Below are 15,339 nucleotides of genomic sequence, written 5' to 3'. Positions count from 1 at the left end.
CCTAGTGTTTCATCGCTTCGTTCGGCAAGGGCTACCTCGCTAGCGAGGGCCCGCTGCGGGTGCTGCTGATCTGGGTCGGGCAGCGGTCGTTCGCATCTACCTGCTGCAGCTAGCCGTTTTCTGGATGGTCAGTCACACCGGCGCGGCTCATATTCCCGCATCTTGGGAGCTCTCGCTGGTCTCGATCGCGGCTGCCGCGGTCCTTTTGGCGGTCATTGCCGACATCAGCTTCCGGCTGCTCGAGACGCCGCTGCGGCTAGTCGGCAAGGGCAAACTTCGCGACGGGCGAGAGGGCTCGCCCCCACGCAGCGCCCTCGGCCGGTCCACTTTCACTATCTGTCCGCGACCACGGGCATACCCATTCCGGTCGGCGCGACGGGGGGCCAACATTGCGAATGGCTGGCCAAATTTCGGCGGACGCAGCAACCGACGACATACATCAATGACGACAATGACCGTGTGTTCATCGTTTTTCCCTTGGCGGGCGGGGCCTTTGCGCTGCCCACCAGTTTCGCCCGGCGACCAATCAGAGCTTCCTGGTGTTCGACGCGGGCATTATGCGGCAGCTCGGCCGAGTTGGTCGTGACGTCGGCGGGCCTCGTAATTCGCAACCCAGGGGCCAATACCTGCGTCGCCGATCAGGGTAAACCTGTAGCTTAGAGCAACCTTTACGGGCAGCGTGACTCGTTACAACGGATCTGCTATGCGACGCGCATCATGGCAGCAGTTCCGGAAGATCCGTTTCGCAAAACACGCTCGTCGCAGATGACGGCTGAATGGTCCAGATTCGCAAGTGAAGCCGCGGCGAGGAGCCCTTCCCGACATTCGCGGCCTACGCGCTCCCGCACTACGAGCCGGCAACCGAGCTATCCTAGCTCGTTCACGACTGAACGCAATCGAAGCCTGGACGGCCTCCGCGGCGTCGCGGTCCTGCTGACGTTTCTTGTCCACTACGCCGGTACATACATGGCGACGTTCCGCGGCGGAAATCCGAACGTCATCGCCTGGGCCGGTTGGCGGCAGCCTTTCGACGAGGTGCTGTACTGGCTGTTCCACTCGCATCACGGCGTCTATCTCTTCTTCCTTCTGAGCGGCTTTCTGATCGCGAGAATCGCGAGCAGCGAGGGCTTTTCTTACGCCAGGTTCGTCCGGAACAGGATAATTAGGATCTATCCCGCGTTCCTGCTGGCGCTGGCGCTGTGTCTAGCGACCGGACCTTTGCTGGGCATTCCGCTTCCGAGCCTGCGCGATTTCGTTTTCAACCTTCTTTTCCTGAATGGCGTTCCGGCGCTTGGAGTACAGGGCATTGTCTTCAACAACGTCAGCTGGTCTCTGTTCTATGAGATGGTGTTCTACCTCAGCTTTCCGCTGGTTCTGACGATCGGGCGCCGACTGGCGCTGCCGGCAATCGCCGCCACCGTGCTCGCTGGAGTCGTCTTCGCCTACGGGCCGGGCCTTGCGGGAATGTACTTCGAGTTTTTCGTGTTTCTATTTGCCGGTGCGATCGTCGGGCTGCTGTCGCCGAGCGGGCTCCGGACTGTTGCCGCCTCATTCCCCGACGCCGTGGTGTTGCTGCTCTATTGCATTGCGACCAGCATGATGACCACGGGATATCTGAACACGGCGCAGTTTGTCTGGCTGTTCGCGGGGCTGGGCGCGCTTCTGCTGTGCAAGGCCGTCGACGGCGACGGCGGGCTCGCCCGTGCGCTGGCCTGGCGACCGCTGGCGGCGCTGGGGCGGATCTCATACTCGTTCTACCTCTTGCATTCGGCCGCGCTAGTTGCGCTGTTCGCGCTTTGGTGGCATCTCGCAATTCCGGCCCTCGGGGACGTTGTCAATGTCGTGTACCTGGGAATCATCGGCTTCGCCGGAGCCGTCGGAGTTAGCTCTGCATCCTTCCAGCTCGTCGAGCAGTTCTATTTCAGGCAGCGCCAGGTCGTCCCGGTGAGCACAGCGTTTTCCGTGGACGCCAGTGCGGAGGGCGCAGCGTAGTCGACCTCAGGAGTTCATCACCTGGAGGGCCGCTCCCGTGAGCGACGCTTTTTTCATTTCCACACCGAGGGACTGACCATCGACGTGCTGTCGATCGCAGCCGGCACCGTCGGCGTTGGCGCTGCTTATCTCCTCTATCTCTGCGCCCCAGGGGGCCCTGCCGGTCGCCCGGGCTTGGCTGAAGGGCAATGAACGCCGGCTGTAGCGGCGATCGAGCCATTTGAAGGCCGCAAGCGCCATCACCGCGATGCCGAGCTCGGCCCCACTGATGGTACCTCAGCTCTCCCGAGCTGCACTAGTGCTGGGCACCGAATCTCGTTGCGCTGCGCACGAAAAGCTGCGCCTTCCTCCAACCGTGCGCAGAATTTCGGAAGCGAAGGCAGGTAAATCAGGGAACTTGAGCTTTGAGAGCCGGTAAGGTGCAAAAGGAAGGGACTGTCGGAGGCGCGCCTCTCTTGAGGGCAGGAAGTCGCTCTGGCCCCACTGGGCATCGGGGAAGTCGTCCGGCGATCCAGAGAAGAGGGCGAAGAGTTCGACAGGAGGCATTCGCTGCTCGGCTCTATGGGAGTAGCCCTTCACATTTGGTTGGATCTTAACAGTTGAGACGACTGTCCTTGGTACGCCTTTCGTCATGCGGAGCTTCGAAGAGACGCCTCACAGGTGATCTATTGCGTCATCAGATGCTTGGTCTCCACCGGCGAAAGCCGCTCTCCGTCAGTCCCATTGTCCGGAGTACTCGGCCACCCTGGCGCGAATTCAATCGAACGAGCAGCCTCAGAATTGAGCTTGTTCGCTGCATTTTGAGGTTTGGCCTTGGCGAAGGGGCAAGAATGATCCGTTTCATTTCAGCCCACACTACCACTTACGTCGCGCAGGAGCTTCCTAAAGAACTCCTCGGCGTCCGGGATCAATCGGGCCATGCGACCTAAGTCGAGATTCAGTTTAAAAAATGCGATTCTGGCGAGCCTTCCCCTGCAGGATCTCGCGGCGATAGGTCGGTTCCTGGAACCCATTGCCCTGCGAGAAGGTGTGGTCCTTCATGAGCCAAAAAGGCATCTCGATTACATCTATTTTATAGAATCGGGCCTCATCTCGCTCAGGATAGTCGGGGTGGAAAACGTGCTCGAAACCGCGGTGATAGGACATCGTGGGGTGGTGGGCGCCTTGCTCCTGGAGGGCGGACATCTTTCGGCCCATCAATCCCTCGTGATTTTTCCAGGAAGTGCGCACAGGATCCGCGTCGAGGACTTGCGTCCGTTGATGGACGAGCGCTCGGAGATTCGAGAACATCTTTCTCGATACGTTCAAGCGTTGACTTTCCATTGCGCTCACTCCGGACTGTGTGGTGTTCGGCACGACCGTGAAAGACGGCTCGCTTGTTGGTTGTGTTTGGCAAGTGATGCTGTTGACGCCAATGTGCTTCCAGTTACGCATGACTACCTTTCGTCCGCCTTGGGATTGCGCCGCGCCGGCGTGACGCAGACGTTGGCCCGCTTCGAGGAGCAAGGGTTGATACGCAAGATGCGCGGCGTCCTGCAGATCGATGAACGCAAGTGCCTCGAGCAAAGGGCATGCAGCTGCTACAGCCTCATCTCAGATGCTTATGCCTTGCCTGGACCTTCGACATTCAGAAAAGAGCACCACTCTAAAACGGCCGCCGTGGTCTGATTTGCGTCTTCCGCTGATCAGGCGATGAGTTGTCGACGGCGGATCTTGCAAATCTCGTGCGCTTTACGATACCTCCGGCAACTCCGACGCAGATGGCGTAGGTCCATCCTTGCGTAAAATCAGAAATATGGGAGTTGACCAGCGACCCAAGAACGTTTTGTGCCAGTGCGGCGAGTCCGAACCAAGCTGCCGCACCAGATCCTCTAAACATTCTCGCGTGTGCAACCCACATTCCATAGAGTATAGCCGCGCCTAGCGCACCAAGCTGCAAGGCGATCCTGAAGGTCTCATTATGCGGATTGGCTACGCGGTTGATGTCCGAGTCAGCTCCGGTCGAGGTGTAGTGTTGGAACATATCTGGAATCGATCCGGTGCCATGACCTATCAACGGAGCTTGCTTGATAAGCTGCAGCGACGCTTGCCAATATGTAATTCGTTGCCGGTTCGAAATCGCATTTAGTCGATGGTCGTCCGTTTCAAGGCTGAAGGCGGACTGCAAACGACGCTCCAGATAAACAGATGAATGCCAAGTTGCTAGAAACAAAACAGTCCATATGGCGCAAACGCCAAGGGCGCTTCTCCAGCCGCGTCGGATGCTGAAGAGAAAACACAGAACTGGAATTATGAACAAGGTGGTTCGCGACGTTGCGACGAAGCTCAAATTTAGAAGGAAAGCCGCGATCAAGCACAATTGGGCAGCCAGCAACCATATCCGCTTTTCGCGCCAGGCCGACACTGCCAGCTCAAGTAGCAGGAAAATCGAAAGCACGAAAAATCCGCTTTGGCTAATATAGTCCTTTGCGACTATTCCAGGAATCTTTCCGTTCATAAGACTCCTGTCGAGGAGAATGGATATGAATGAAGCTATTAACAGCAGAACACAGCTACCCAGAAGACCATACAGGACGTGCCAGCCACGGTCAGAATGCTGAAATTGGACAAAGAGCAAGGGGATCGCCAGTAACTTCAGGAAGGGTCGTAGGCCAGCGACCCGGGCGCTCCAGTCGATGTCGGCCCACAGCATGCCGATGAAGGCGAGCAAGACCAATAGGAGCGGCAGGCAGCCTTCGGGCGTGAGAACTTCCCTGCGCACTTCCTCAAACCGGAGCGTCGGTAGAACCGCCAGAAGCCATAGGATAGCTAGAATCGACGTGGCGGACGTTGAGAGAGGTAACGAAAAAGCCAGCGCGACCGCCAAGTGGTCGACAATATTGAGCATACGCTGGCGTTCCAATCGAAACCAACGTGAACTCGCTTTAGCATGGATTAGCATGAGCCGCCTCTTTCGCCGAGCACCAGCGGACACGCCACTTTGCGGCGGGCAGCTAAAGCTGTTGAGGTGCAACCACGGACTCTGGTGGGCATGTTGGATCGCATGATCAGCTTTCTAAACCAACAGCCGAAAGCCGCCTGAACTATACGGACCGTCACTCATCTCCGGAGCCGATGGATGAAGGAGAGGTGATCATATTTGCAGATGGAAGGAAGCTGCCTAAATCGAGATGTCTTTCGTCGAGTAGGCGGCCAAGAAGTATGGCATCAACTTTTCGAAGATTTCGGAGCCGTGCCTCTTGATTTCCCAGGTGAGGGCATCGTCGAAGCCGGGAGCGTGACGATGGATGGTGTGTCTATCCGCTACAACTTTGATACGTGTACCTTTGAGGGTAATCCAGCCGACCAACCGATTGCCGTCCCACTCAACCGGACCGATTTTCTCGTTCATCATTGTCTACCGTATTACTCTGTCATGCCGGTGCAGCCGGTCGAGACACGATCTGGCCGCCCGCGGTAATCCGCGCTCGCCTCACGAAGGTACTGAAGCGGTTCGGCCATGTTCTCTAGATCGTGCTACACCCCACGAGAGTCCTTATGCCAGACGGTCCTGTTGATGTAATCGACATAACTCAACACGATACGAAGTACCTGCTTTGAGACTGGGCCAGCTTCGTAGTCGGGAACAGTCCTAAAGCTTCGGGGGTTTGTTTGATGCTGGTTGATCACGACCTGCACGGCCTCAAGGACGCGGCGGCTTTTCAAGCCGCTCATGACCAGGGTACCCACGTCCATGCCTTCTGGCCTTTCGTGTGCGTTTCGGATCGTGATAGCCGGAAGGTTCAACAGAGACGCTTCTTCGGTAATGGTGCCGCTGTCAGAAAGTATGCACAGGGCCGCCATTTGAAGGCGAATGTAGTCGATGAATCCAAATGGTTTGGCGAAAACAATCCCATCGTGCTCTCCCATTATGGAAAGAGCGTCGAGCCGTTTGCGTGTCCGGGGATGAGTCGAAACCAGGACGGGATGTCCATACTTGCTCGCCAACTCTCGCAAGCTCTCCAAAATGTCGAACAGGGTTTCGGCGGAATCGACGTTTTCTTCGCGGTGAATACTGACGAGGAAGAATTTTCGTTCTTCTAGACCAAGTCTCGTGACAGCGTCAGACGTGACGATCTTGGGCATATAATGCTGCAGAACTTCCTGCATATGAGAGCCGGTCTTTATAATCGTCTCGGGAGGAATTCCTTCGGCGAGCAGGTACCGACGGGCGTGCTCGGTTAGCACCAAATTTATGTCGCTAAGATGATCCAACACCTTGCGATTCAGCTCCTCTGGCACTCGCTGGTCGAAGCACCTGTTGCCTGCTTCCATATGAAAGACGGGAATCTTCTTCCGCTTCGCGGCAATCACCGCGAGACAGGTATTCGTATCACCATATAGCAGCAGCGCGTCCGGTTTCTCCGCGTTCAGCACGCCATCCGCTTTCTCTATCACGTCTGCGATCGCCTTCACCGGAGTTTCGCTATTTACTCCCAGAAAGTGATCGGGCTTTCGGATCCCAAGCTCGTCAAAGAAGATCTGGTTCAGCTCAAAATCATAATTTTGTCCCGAATGGACCAGCACGTGGTCTACTTGAGCATCGAATTCTGCAATTACGCGGCTCATTTTGATGAGCTCCGGCCGCGTCCCGAGCAATGTCATCACCTTCATCGGCGCGCCAAGCTCCGCGGTTTGGTTTGCCCGGTCATCGAGAAAGCTCAGCGCGAACGAAATCGAGTGATGCCAGCCGCTCCTTAAGCCCCGCTACAGTGAGCCGTTCGGTGTTGTGTGACGTGTAGTCCTCGGCGCGAGATAGTTCGACTTCACCCTCCACGAAAAATTTGTCGTAATTCAGATCCCGATTGTCCGCCGGGATTTGAAAGTATCGTTCCGATTGAGAAGCTCTAATGATTTCCTCACGAGCAATCAGGGTCTCAAATAGCTTTTCGCCGTGCCGAGTGCCGATGACCTTGACCGGGTTGTTCGCACCGAAGAGTTCTTTCAGTGCAACGGCCAAATCGGCCATCGTGGCCGCCGGCGCCTTTTGCACAAAGATATCGCCGGGTTTGCTGTACTGGTACGCATGAACGACAAGCTCGACCGAATCCTCCAGCGACATTAAGAATCGCGTCATCTTGGGATCCGTTACTGTGATGGGAAGACCGCTTTTGATCTGGTGCATAAACAAGGGGATAACAGATCCGCGCGAGCCCATTACATTCCCGTAGCGAGTGATGCAGAAAATAGTATCTCCGGCGTCCCTCGATTTTGCCATGACGACCTTCTCCGCCATCGCCTTTGAAAGGCCCATAGCATTGATGGGATACACGGCCTTGTCTGTACTTAAGAAGACAACACGGTTCACGCCCGCCTCGATCGCGGCCTGCAACACATTCTCGGTTCCAATTACATTAGTGCGCAATGCTTCCACCGGATAAAACTCGCAGGACGGCACCTGTTTGAGTGCCGCAGCATGGAAAACATAGTCGACACCTTTCATTGCGTCGCGAATATTTGCGTAATCTCGAACGTCGCCCAGGAAGAACCGGACCTTCTTGTTCTTAAGCTCCGTGCGCATGTCCTCCTGCTTCTTTTCGTCGCGACTGAATATGCGGACTTCTCCAATTTCCGTATGGAGGAAGCGACGCAAGACGGCATTTCCAAATGAGCCCGTCCCGCCTGTAATCATCAGTACCTTATTCTCAAACACTTTTCATTTCCCGACGTAAATCAGCTTCGTACAAATGTTGGATTAGTTCCGGCCAACCGGCTGCACGATATCCTGTCGCCTTACTAAACTTCTCCGAATTTAGCGAACGATCGATCTTCAGCGTGACGTCCTTTCGGATATCAATTGCCTTCCCATACTGGCGTGCCAGAAGATGCAGAAGATCGAATTTGGAGATCGGAGCCGCGGAAACGTGATAGAGGCCGGCGAGCTCGTTTTTGGGGAGCACAACGTCGCGAATAACGTTGGCAAGTTCGGGTGTCGGCAAACCGGAAAAGATCGCCTCCGCATAACCGTTGACTGAGCCTTGCTGCGAGAGAAACCACTCAAGCAACGAATGCGCGGTATAAAGCTCTCGGCCAATTATCGACGTGCGCAACGTCACCGCATTTTCGTAATGGAGCAGTTCGCCCAACAGTTTTGACCGACCGTAGACATCGTGAGCGTCCGTAACGTCGTCTTCCGTGTAATTCCCTTTTGATCCGGAGAAGACGCAGTCGGTGCTGATGTGAATCAATCGGGCCCCAATCAAGGCGCACAACCGAACTAGCCGATGGGGAAAGATTGCATTGATCGGCAAGGCGACCAGCGGGTCCGATGCTGAAGTAAGCTGCTTCACCAGCCCGATACAATTCACGACCGCCTCTGGACGCTCTCGATCTAGAAGGGAGACGATTGCGTCTTCATCAAGAACATCCAAAGAGACGAAGCGCGCCTGTGGTGCTGACAGCAAGCGGGACGCAGTTCTGTCGCGCACAGTCGCAATCACCTCCAGCCTGTCAGACGCCACAAACGAGCGGAACACCGCGGCTCCGAGCATTCCGCTTGCACCTAAAACAACGACCTTGGTCTTATGCATGGCAACTCGTCCGTGATTGCAAAATGCCCACCAGCCGGCTCAGCACTCTGTCGACATCAAAATGGGTCTCGTAATACGCCTTCCCTGCTCGCCCCAGTTCGTGCCTCATTTGAGTGGGCATCTTGAAAAGAGCGGCGATACTCCGAGCAAGGCCTGCGCTATCTTCAGCTTGAACGGCAAATCCGGCTCCAGCCGCTTCGATCAGATCGGCGGCCGCACCATTGATCGCGCCGACTATCGGCCGCCCCGCCTTCATATAGGCCTGCATTTTGCTGGGAATGGTTGCGTTGAGAGCTGGATGATCGCCGAGGGTCACGAGGAGGCAATCCGCCAGCTCGAATAGCGCAGGCATCATACGACGATCCAGCACGCCAACCATTTCCACGTTAGTCAGCCCAGAACCAGCGATTGCCTTTCTCAGCGGCTCGGCGTGACTTCCTGTCCCTGCAATAATGATCAAAATTTCCGGATGAATCTGGAGAAGGCGCGCTGCATCGACAATCGTAGATAGAGATTGGGCTCGGCCGAGGTTGCCCGCAAACACCACTGAGAACCGACCGCGGAATAGCTGTTCGACAGCCACAGGCAAACAAAGACACTCTTCCTCGCCAGAGGGGGCGAAGTTTGGGAGAACAAAGATCCGTTGCCGGGGGATTATTCTGGCGATCGGGCCGACGAATTCGTTCGATTGGACGAGCACGCTGTTCGCCGCGCGATAGATGAATCTCACCACCACATCCAGGGCCGCTACCAAAAGACGGCTACGGATGAGGCCAGTCGATGTTACAACTTCCGGCCACAGATCTTGAACCCAAAGAGCGAGATGAGACCGTTTGATCCAGTGCAGGATAATCGCGGGAATTGCCACTGTAATTGGCATCGCAAATACGAGAACTACGTCGAACTCCTGGCCTTTAAGTAGCCGAGGCAGCCGGAGCAGGCCTGACCAAGCGAAAGACAGATAGTTGAGCGCCAAGTCGAGCGGCGTGGCCCCGTATCTCGGCCGACTTGGAATCCGGACAACGCTAATGCCGGCGAAGGTCTCGTACTGAACGCCATGCCTCGTGTATCCGGGCGCAAGTTGACCAGAGGGATAGCTGGGCTTTCCGGTGGCGACAACAACCGAGTGTCCCGACCGAGCAAGCCAGCGAGCCATATCGTTTACAATGAACGTCTCAGGCCAAAAATACTGTGTCACAATCAAGATACGCATCAGACCAAGCAAGTCAGGGTTTAGGATCGCCTCCACGGGAGATCCGATCGCAGGCTCTAAGTGGTCGCTCGGGAGTTCAAACCAAAGAAAACGCTCAAGCGTAGCGATTCGTCTCCTTCGTAATCGAGGCCCGCTGACGAAGACCCAGCAACGACGATGGCTGCTAGACCTGCCTAACGGCACTCCAACAACCAAAGCGTATTTCTCTCCTCTGCAGGTTGCAGCAGTAGCGGAGTTGGTGGTCGATGAAAACAAGACGCATCTCCTCAACCAACGGAAGGCGTCTTAATGTTCCGCGCCGTGTTCTTAATGCGTCATTTTTGTACGAAGCGTACTAACCGCTAAACGGATCCTGTCATTACGACGCCAGCTATCTTGATGGCCTTGGTGGAGTTGGATAGAGAAAACGTATGCCGGTGGGCTTCGCGTACTATCCGGTGATTGCGAGCTAATGAGTGAGCAGCAAACAGTCGGGCTAAGCCTTTTGCGGGTCGTTCTTGTTAACGTCTGGATGGATCCTCAGAGAGGAGGGGGAACGGCCGAAAGGACTCGGCGGCTGGCGCTTAGCCTGGCTCAGCTCGATTGCCAGTGTACCGTCGTGACGATGGGATCGACCCCATGGCGGCGCGAGTTGGAACAAGCAGGCGTGGACGTACTTTCGGTTATATATCTCGGGGATCGCTATCCCCTACCTTTGGTAAACGTGGCCAGGCTTTTTTCTTTGTTTCGCACGGCCGACATCATTCACATTATGGGAGTATGGTTTCTTCTGGCTGCTATCAGTTCTGTTTTGGGTTTTCTTGCTGGAGCCCCAGTGGTGTTGTGTCCTGCCGGCTCACTCACAAGATTTGGCCGCGATGCATGGCTCAAGCGTTTCTACCTCGCCACCGCAGGGCGGTGGATGCTTCGGACCGCCGGGTCGATCATCGCAACGACCCGGCAGGAGCAAGAACTGCTAGTGTCTGACTTCGGCGTGCCGCCTTCGTTAATATTCGTATCTCCAAATGGCATTGAAGCTCCGCAATGCCCATCGCAAAGCGTCCAAATGCCGGATGGCAGGATCATTCTATTTTTGGGCCGCCTAGTTGCAATCAAGGCACCGGATCTGCTTGTCGAAGCGTTTGCTCTGGTCGCGCCGATCTTGCACGATGCAATATTGGTTTTTAGCGGACCGGACCAGGGTCAGCAGTTGAAGCTCCAGAAGCGGGTGTGCGAATTGATGCTCGAGGGCCGTGTAATATTCACAGGCTTTATCGACGAGAAGCATCGCACGGCTTTACTGGCAAGGACATCCGTTCTTGTCGTGCCTTCGCACTCGGAAGTAATGTCCATGGTTGCCCTCGAGGCGGGGGCAATGGGCGTGCCGGTCATTGTTTCCGATAAGTGCGGGTTTCCCGAAGTAGGGGAAGTTGGGGGCGGGCTTGTCGTTGACGCAGACAGCCCAGCCTTGGCGCGTGCTCTGGTGCAGATACTGTCGGACGACGCCAACCTCGCCGAGATGGGCAAGCGGCTACAGAAGTTTGTGCTCGAGCGCTTTTCCTGGCCGGCAGTTGCTGCCTCTCTCGTCGAACATTTTGGAACACTTGAGAGAGTTTAGCATAGATGAGAGCCCCTGCTCAAACCATTACAACGCTCCCCCGACACCCGCAGTTCGCCATTGTGTCGCAGTCGCGCGGCCGTCGCGAAGTCACCAAACCATCAACGTAGAAATCAGCTCATGTCGGCACGCGGTCGCTTCATTTTTCGGTTCCTTGTAAGCGTGGTAGTGTTGGTGGGGTCGTTCTGGCTTACATTGGCAATTCTAGGTTACCTGGATGGTGCGCGGGTAAATCCTGTTGCCGCTGAAACAGTAGAGGAAGTCCGGCCGAGCAGTTGGAGAACTTCCGGGGGCGCGTCCTACGACGTTCGGGGCGACGCAATCGTAATGAGGGGTCCTAATGCTATTTTTTTTGAAAGAGGTTGCGATCAATGCGCCGCGGCTGACTTCTCGATAGACGTTCAGCGTGCAGGTATAGCGAATGTGCAGCTTCTGTTTCTGGACTCAAACGAAGCAGCCGTTTCTCAACCGATAATTCAAACAATATCGGAAATGACGAGAAAGGTAGCGCAAGTCAGCGCGACCGCGCCGCCAGGGGCCTCCAAGGTCAGAATTTTGGTTTACTCTCCTCAATCGGGCGAAGCCGTGACGTTCGCTAACGCGGTATTTCGATCCCGAGGAAGAACTTGACGAAGGTTGAGAAGAGTAAGGATGCGGATGTAGTTGGGAGCGGAGAGCGATCTAGCGATCTGTCGGTCGCGATGTTCAGGAAGGTCGCAGCGCGACAGCTCCAATTTTGAAAGATATTGTTGTCTGGTGAGAAGGGATGACACTCGTGAAAGATAATATGTCCGTGGAGGATGAGATTCTTCTGCAGAAGTGGTTCTACAAGTTTCGTTTGCCAAGTGGTCGAGAAACCGCTCAATATGTGAGCGAGGAGATAGACAAAATACATCAGACGCGACTTTCGATGATGATGGATGCTCTTGCAGAGGACTTCGCGGAATCCTCTGACTTGACCGCGATCGATTTGTCTAGCCATCAGGGTTTCTTTAGCATCGAGTTGGCAAAGCATTGTCGGAGTGTGCTTGGCCTCGAGTATCAACAGCGTCATATCGATTCTGCTCGCCTGATCACACAAGTGCTTTCCGCAACGAACGTGAAATTCGAGCAGGTTGATTTGGAGCATATGGCCCCAGGCTCGTTCGATCCCGCCGACATCGTGATCGCTTTCGGATTATTCTACAACCTAGAAAATCCGATCGGGGTCCTGCGACGCGCCCGCGAGCTAACGCGGCGTGTTCTATTGATTGAAACGCAAACGACGATCTTGGATCTTGAAGGGGCTATTGACTCGGGTCATCACAGCAACACCAACTACATGCATGGTTACTTTGGGCTGTTGTCCGGAAATCCAGACAACATTGATGGCAGCGCGTCAGATATCGTTCTTTACCCAAGTCCGCGCGCGCTGATTTGGGCGCTCAAAAAACTCGGCTTCGGCCGGGTTCGCACGCTCAGTCCTCCCGCCGGGGCCTATCAACAGCTTGCCACCGGCAAGCGAATTATGATTGAAGCCAGATTTTGAGGCGTCTTTGGACATTAGATCGTGACTATAGCTCGAAGGGGATTGTTGCCGGAGGCAACATCCAGGCGCGCGACAATTGCTTCGGGTAACCCGCAGGCAAATGTCGAGCGGGCAGGAGAGGTAGGATCATAGCGACCTCGATTGAAGGCGTGCTCTGGTCTTCGATCCGCACCGAAGCTATCGTGCTGCGGCAGTTAAAGCACATCGATGTTTTGTTCGCCGTTAGTCGCGAGAAGAATGAGGAGGAAAGGCGCGCATTCCTTGATCCTATTCCTTCTGAGTTGGGCTGAGTGCGAGCGGCGCGGAGCCTTGCGGGGATGCCAGAGGCGGCTTCGGGGTCGCTTTCTTCGGCGCCGGGCGCGTTGTAGCGACGCGCATCTCTGCCACGATCCCCTTCAGTGTACCGACCTCGGCGGTCAGTTGAGCGACTTGGCTAGAGAGACGTTTGAGTTCGGCTTGTTGCGCCTGAAGGGTGACTGATGATTGCTGTAGGGCAGCCGCCGCGGTCTCCCGGTAGGTCTGAAAGTCGCTGGATGGGACGTAGGTCACCGTCGGTACCTGGAGCTGAGGTGCCTGGGAGGACAATTCGCCCCTGCTCGCGCGCCAGCCGAATGCTGATGTTACGCCGAGCAGCGCGAGGGCTATGCACCATGCAGCAAATACACCGTGCCGAACGGGCGTGGGATTGCGGTCGTCGCCCACCCCGAGATCGTATTGGGGCCTACTTTCGAGCTCATCAGCGTCCGCGTACTTGTCTGAATAACCCACGATAACTCCCAGCGTGGTCAACTTCGTGCAATTCGAGAATCTAGGCCGATACAAAAAGGTTTGGAGAAGCCAGCCCTGTCGTGCCGTTGTCGGCACAGCTTTCCGGAACAGGACCATCCAATTCTGACTGTTGCAGTTCAACCAGCTCTCAACAGGGGTCGATTTGGAATACGAAATGACCGACGGTACGGAAGGCGTTTTGGCATCTCGTTGCGCGCCTGCGTTATCTCTCAGCTTGCCTTAGATGACGGCTCTTTCTTCTTCGTCGATGACCTTCATCTCAATTTTCTCCATCGCGATACCGACCAATACCCCAGTCAGAAGAGGTGACATAACATCGAACGAAAGCGCATCATGGAGCCAATCATGCATAACAGGCGCGTTCAAAGTCCCTGATGCCACTGCCGCCGTAATTATGTAAGTACCAGTCAAAAGAAGCGGCAGGGAAAACACAAAACTGGCGATGGCTTCCTTGCCCGGTTCGAGAAGGATGTTGTGGTCCACATAAGAGTCGAAAGTGTTATCGCCAAAGAGCGGCTGTCCGAGCCGGTCCTTGACGAAAAATCCGATGATCGGATTCTCGATGGTGACATTGGCCTTCACCGCGACGGTTACACGCACCTTCTCGCCACCGTAGATGAGATGGAGAGGTTCGCCGTTCTCTCTGGTCATAGATACAGCGATCACCTGCGCATCGCCACTGCCATAAGACGCGGAATGGTCACTCGGCTCCGCAAGTTGAACGATTTGGGGAAGCACGCCAATGGACTTCGAATGGAGACTTCGCGCCGCGCCTTCTTTCACGGGGACCTTTAGGGTGGCCAGCCCAGCTTCTGAAGTAGCAGAAGATGGATGGCGAACTTCGGGCTCCGGTATCCCCATAGCCTGTGCATTGACTGCAGCCGTGTAGGCCTCGCACACGTCACGAGCAGGCCCGATCAGCTTTGCCTGTCCTTTGTCTAGCCAAATCGCGCGCTGGCAGAGGTTAATAACGGCAGAGGTGTCGTGTCCGCAGAACAGCACGGTACCTCGTTCGCGGAATTTGCGAAGCCAGCGCATGCATTTCTGCTGGAAATAGGCATCGCCCACCGCGAGCGCCTCGTCGACAACCAGGATATCCGCATCAACATGAGCAATGACCGAAAAAGCCAAACGCATGGTCATACCGCTGGAGTAAGTCTTTGTCGGCTGGTCGACATGCTCGCCGATGTCCGCGAAAGCCAGAATTTCATCTATACGCTGATCGACTTCCTGCGGCGTGAGGCCCAAGATCGATGCGTTCAGATGGATGTTCTCGCGCCCGGTGTATTCGGGATTGAAACCTGAGCCGAGCTCAAGGAGTGCTGCAATCCGGCCGTTGGTCCTGGCTTCACCCGTCGTCGGGGTCAGCGTTCCGCACAAGAGCTGCAGTAGCGTAGACTTGCCGGAACCGTTCCGTCCGATCACACCAAGTGTTTCACCACGCCTGACCGTCAGGGTGAGCGGACGTAGCGCCCAGAACGGGTCGTAGTACATGGGGGTCGTCAGCGTCTTACCGGTAAGGTTCGCGACCGGGCGCATGACGGAATACAGCTTAGGTGCAAGCGCCTGTTTCAGCCGGTCGGCCGGTTTCTTGTAGACCAAATAGGCCTTTGAAAGTTCACGAATGTCAATTGCGGGCTCTTCGGACATT

At 55.7% G+C, this 15,339-nt stretch carries 13 protein-coding genes; 4 read left to right on the top strand and 9 right to left on the bottom strand.

The features are described 5' to 3' along the window. The first annotated feature begins 717 nt into the window (after window positions 1-717). The gene (locus QQL28_RS22135) at window positions 718-1,992 is read left to right on the top strand and encodes an acyltransferase family protein (protein ID WP_348522508.1); all 1,275 of its coding nucleotides are present in this window, start codon (window positions 718-720) and stop codon (window positions 1,990-1,992) included. A 6-nt stretch (window positions 1,993-1,998) separates the two neighbouring features. Here the strand turns inward: QQL28_RS22135 and QQL28_RS22130 are convergent, their stop codons facing one another. Next, window positions 1,999-2,232 carry a hypothetical protein gene (locus QQL28_RS22130; protein WP_284268667.1) on the bottom strand — a complete coding sequence of 78 codons (234 nt, stop codon included), beginning with the start codon at window positions 2,230-2,232 and terminating at the stop codon, window positions 1,999-2,001. Window positions 2,233-2,910: 678 nt separating this feature from the next. Here QQL28_RS22130 and QQL28_RS22125 point away from each other — a divergent pair. Further along, entirely contained in the window at window positions 2,911-3,660 is a 750-nt protein-coding gene (locus tag QQL28_RS22125; RefSeq protein WP_284268665.1) for a Crp/Fnr family transcriptional regulator, read from the top strand. Here QQL28_RS22125 and QQL28_RS22120 read toward each other — a convergent pair. The 6 genes from QQL28_RS22120 to QQL28_RS22095 form a co-directional block, all read right to left on the bottom strand. Further along, window positions 3,638-4,879 carry an O-antigen ligase family protein gene (locus tag QQL28_RS22120; protein ID WP_284268663.1) on the bottom strand — a complete coding sequence of 414 codons (1,242 nt, stop codon included), beginning with the start codon at window positions 4,877-4,879 and terminating at the stop codon, window positions 3,638-3,640. The genes QQL28_RS22125 and QQL28_RS22120 overlap by 23 nt on opposite strands. Window positions 4,880-5,152: 273 nt before the next feature. After that, window positions 5,153-5,383, bottom strand: a complete 231-nt coding sequence (locus tag QQL28_RS22115) for a hypothetical protein (RefSeq protein WP_284268660.1) — start codon at window positions 5,381-5,383, stop codon at window positions 5,153-5,155. A gap of 125 nt (window positions 5,384-5,508) precedes the next feature. Then, window positions 5,509-6,645, bottom strand: a complete 1,137-nt coding sequence (gene wecB / locus QQL28_RS22110; RefSeq protein WP_284268658.1) for a non-hydrolyzing UDP-N-acetylglucosamine 2-epimerase — start codon at window positions 6,643-6,645, stop codon at window positions 5,509-5,511. A 34-nt stretch (window positions 6,646-6,679) separates the two neighbouring features. Further along, window positions 6,680-7,684, bottom strand: a complete 1,005-nt coding sequence (locus QQL28_RS22105; RefSeq protein ID WP_284268657.1) for a polysaccharide biosynthesis protein — start codon at window positions 7,682-7,684, stop codon at window positions 6,680-6,682. After that, on the bottom strand, window positions 7,677-8,561 hold the full coding sequence (locus QQL28_RS22100) for a dTDP-4-dehydrorhamnose reductase family protein (protein WP_284268655.1): 885 nt from the start codon (window positions 8,559-8,561) through the stop codon (window positions 7,677-7,679). Before QQL28_RS22100 ends, QQL28_RS22105 begins: the two co-directional genes overlap by 8 nt. Next, window positions 8,554-9,810: a glycosyltransferase family 4 protein gene (locus QQL28_RS22095; protein WP_284268653.1), complete on the bottom strand. Its 1,257-nt coding sequence runs from the start codon at window positions 9,808-9,810 to the stop codon at window positions 8,554-8,556. The genes QQL28_RS22100 and QQL28_RS22095 overlap by 8 nt, the downstream gene beginning before the upstream one ends. A 415-nt stretch (window positions 9,811-10,225) precedes the next feature. Here QQL28_RS22095 and QQL28_RS22090 point away from each other — a divergent pair, with 415 nt between their 5' ends. Both QQL28_RS22090 and QQL28_RS22085 read left to right on the top strand, forming a co-directional pair. Continuing rightward, window positions 10,226-11,371 carry a glycosyltransferase gene (locus QQL28_RS22090; RefSeq protein ID WP_348522507.1) on the top strand — a complete coding sequence of 382 codons (1,146 nt, stop codon included), beginning with the start codon at window positions 10,226-10,228 and terminating at the stop codon, window positions 11,369-11,371. 766 nt (window positions 11,372-12,137) lie between these two features. Continuing rightward, entirely contained in the window at window positions 12,138-12,899 is a 762-nt protein-coding gene (locus tag QQL28_RS22085; protein WP_284268652.1) for a class I SAM-dependent methyltransferase, read from the top strand. Between the two features lie 267 nt (window positions 12,900-13,166). Here QQL28_RS22085 and QQL28_RS22080 read toward each other — a convergent pair whose 3' ends face one another. Then, window positions 13,167-13,667, bottom strand: a complete 501-nt coding sequence (locus QQL28_RS22080; RefSeq protein ID WP_284268651.1) for a hypothetical protein — start codon at window positions 13,665-13,667, stop codon at window positions 13,167-13,169. 240 nt (window positions 13,668-13,907) lie between these two features. Further along, the gene (locus QQL28_RS22075) at window positions 13,908-15,338 is read right to left on the bottom strand and encodes an ABC transporter ATP-binding protein (protein WP_284268650.1); all 1,431 of its coding nucleotides are present in this window, start codon (window positions 15,336-15,338) and stop codon (window positions 13,908-13,910) included. Window position 15,339: the final 1 nt, after the last annotated feature.

Source organism: Bradyrhizobium iriomotense, from assembly GCF_030160715.1.
In the GTDB taxonomy this organism is placed as follows: Bacteria; Pseudomonadota; Alphaproteobacteria; order Rhizobiales; family Xanthobacteraceae; genus Bradyrhizobium; species Bradyrhizobium iriomotense.
Note: the sequence above shows the minus strand (reverse complement) of the source record. Positions and strands in the feature narration are given on the sequence as shown.

What these genes read in the sequence shown, in the direction of transcription:
- QQL28_RS22090 (WP_348522507.1), top strand. Translation starts at nt 10,226, where the DNA reads ATGAGTGAGCAGCAAACAGTCGGGCTAAGCCTTTTGCGGGTCGTTCTT.
- QQL28_RS22120 (WP_284268663.1), bottom strand. Translation starts at nt 4,879, where the DNA reads ATGCTCAATATTGTCGACCACTTGGCGGTCGCGCTGGCTTTTTCGTTA.
- QQL28_RS22085 (WP_284268652.1), top strand. Translation starts at nt 12,138, where the DNA reads ATGACACTCGTGAAAGATAATATGTCCGTGGAGGATGAGATTCTTCTG.
- QQL28_RS22130 (WP_284268667.1), bottom strand. Translation starts at nt 2,232, where the DNA reads ATGGCGCTTGCGGCCTTCAAATGGCTCGATCGCCGCTACAGCCGGCGT.
- wecB (WP_284268658.1), bottom strand. Translation starts at nt 6,645, where the DNA reads ATGAAGGTGATGACATTGCTCGGGACGCGGCCGGAGCTCATCAAAATG.
- QQL28_RS22135 (WP_348522508.1), top strand. Translation starts at nt 718, where the DNA reads ATGGCAGCAGTTCCGGAAGATCCGTTTCGCAAAACACGCTCGTCGCAG.
- QQL28_RS22100 (WP_284268655.1), bottom strand. Translation starts at nt 8,561, where the DNA reads ATGCATAAGACCAAGGTCGTTGTTTTAGGTGCAAGCGGAATGCTCGGA.
- QQL28_RS22115 (WP_284268660.1), bottom strand. Translation starts at nt 5,383, where the DNA reads ATGAACGAGAAAATCGGTCCGGTTGAGTGGGACGGCAATCGGTTGGTC.
- QQL28_RS22125 (WP_284268665.1), top strand. Translation starts at nt 2,911, where the DNA reads ATGCGACCTAAGTCGAGATTCAGTTTAAAAAATGCGATTCTGGCGAGC.
- QQL28_RS22075 (WP_284268650.1), bottom strand. Translation starts at nt 15,338, where the DNA reads ATGTCCGAAGAGCCCGCAATTGACATTCGTGAACTTTCAAAGGCCTAT.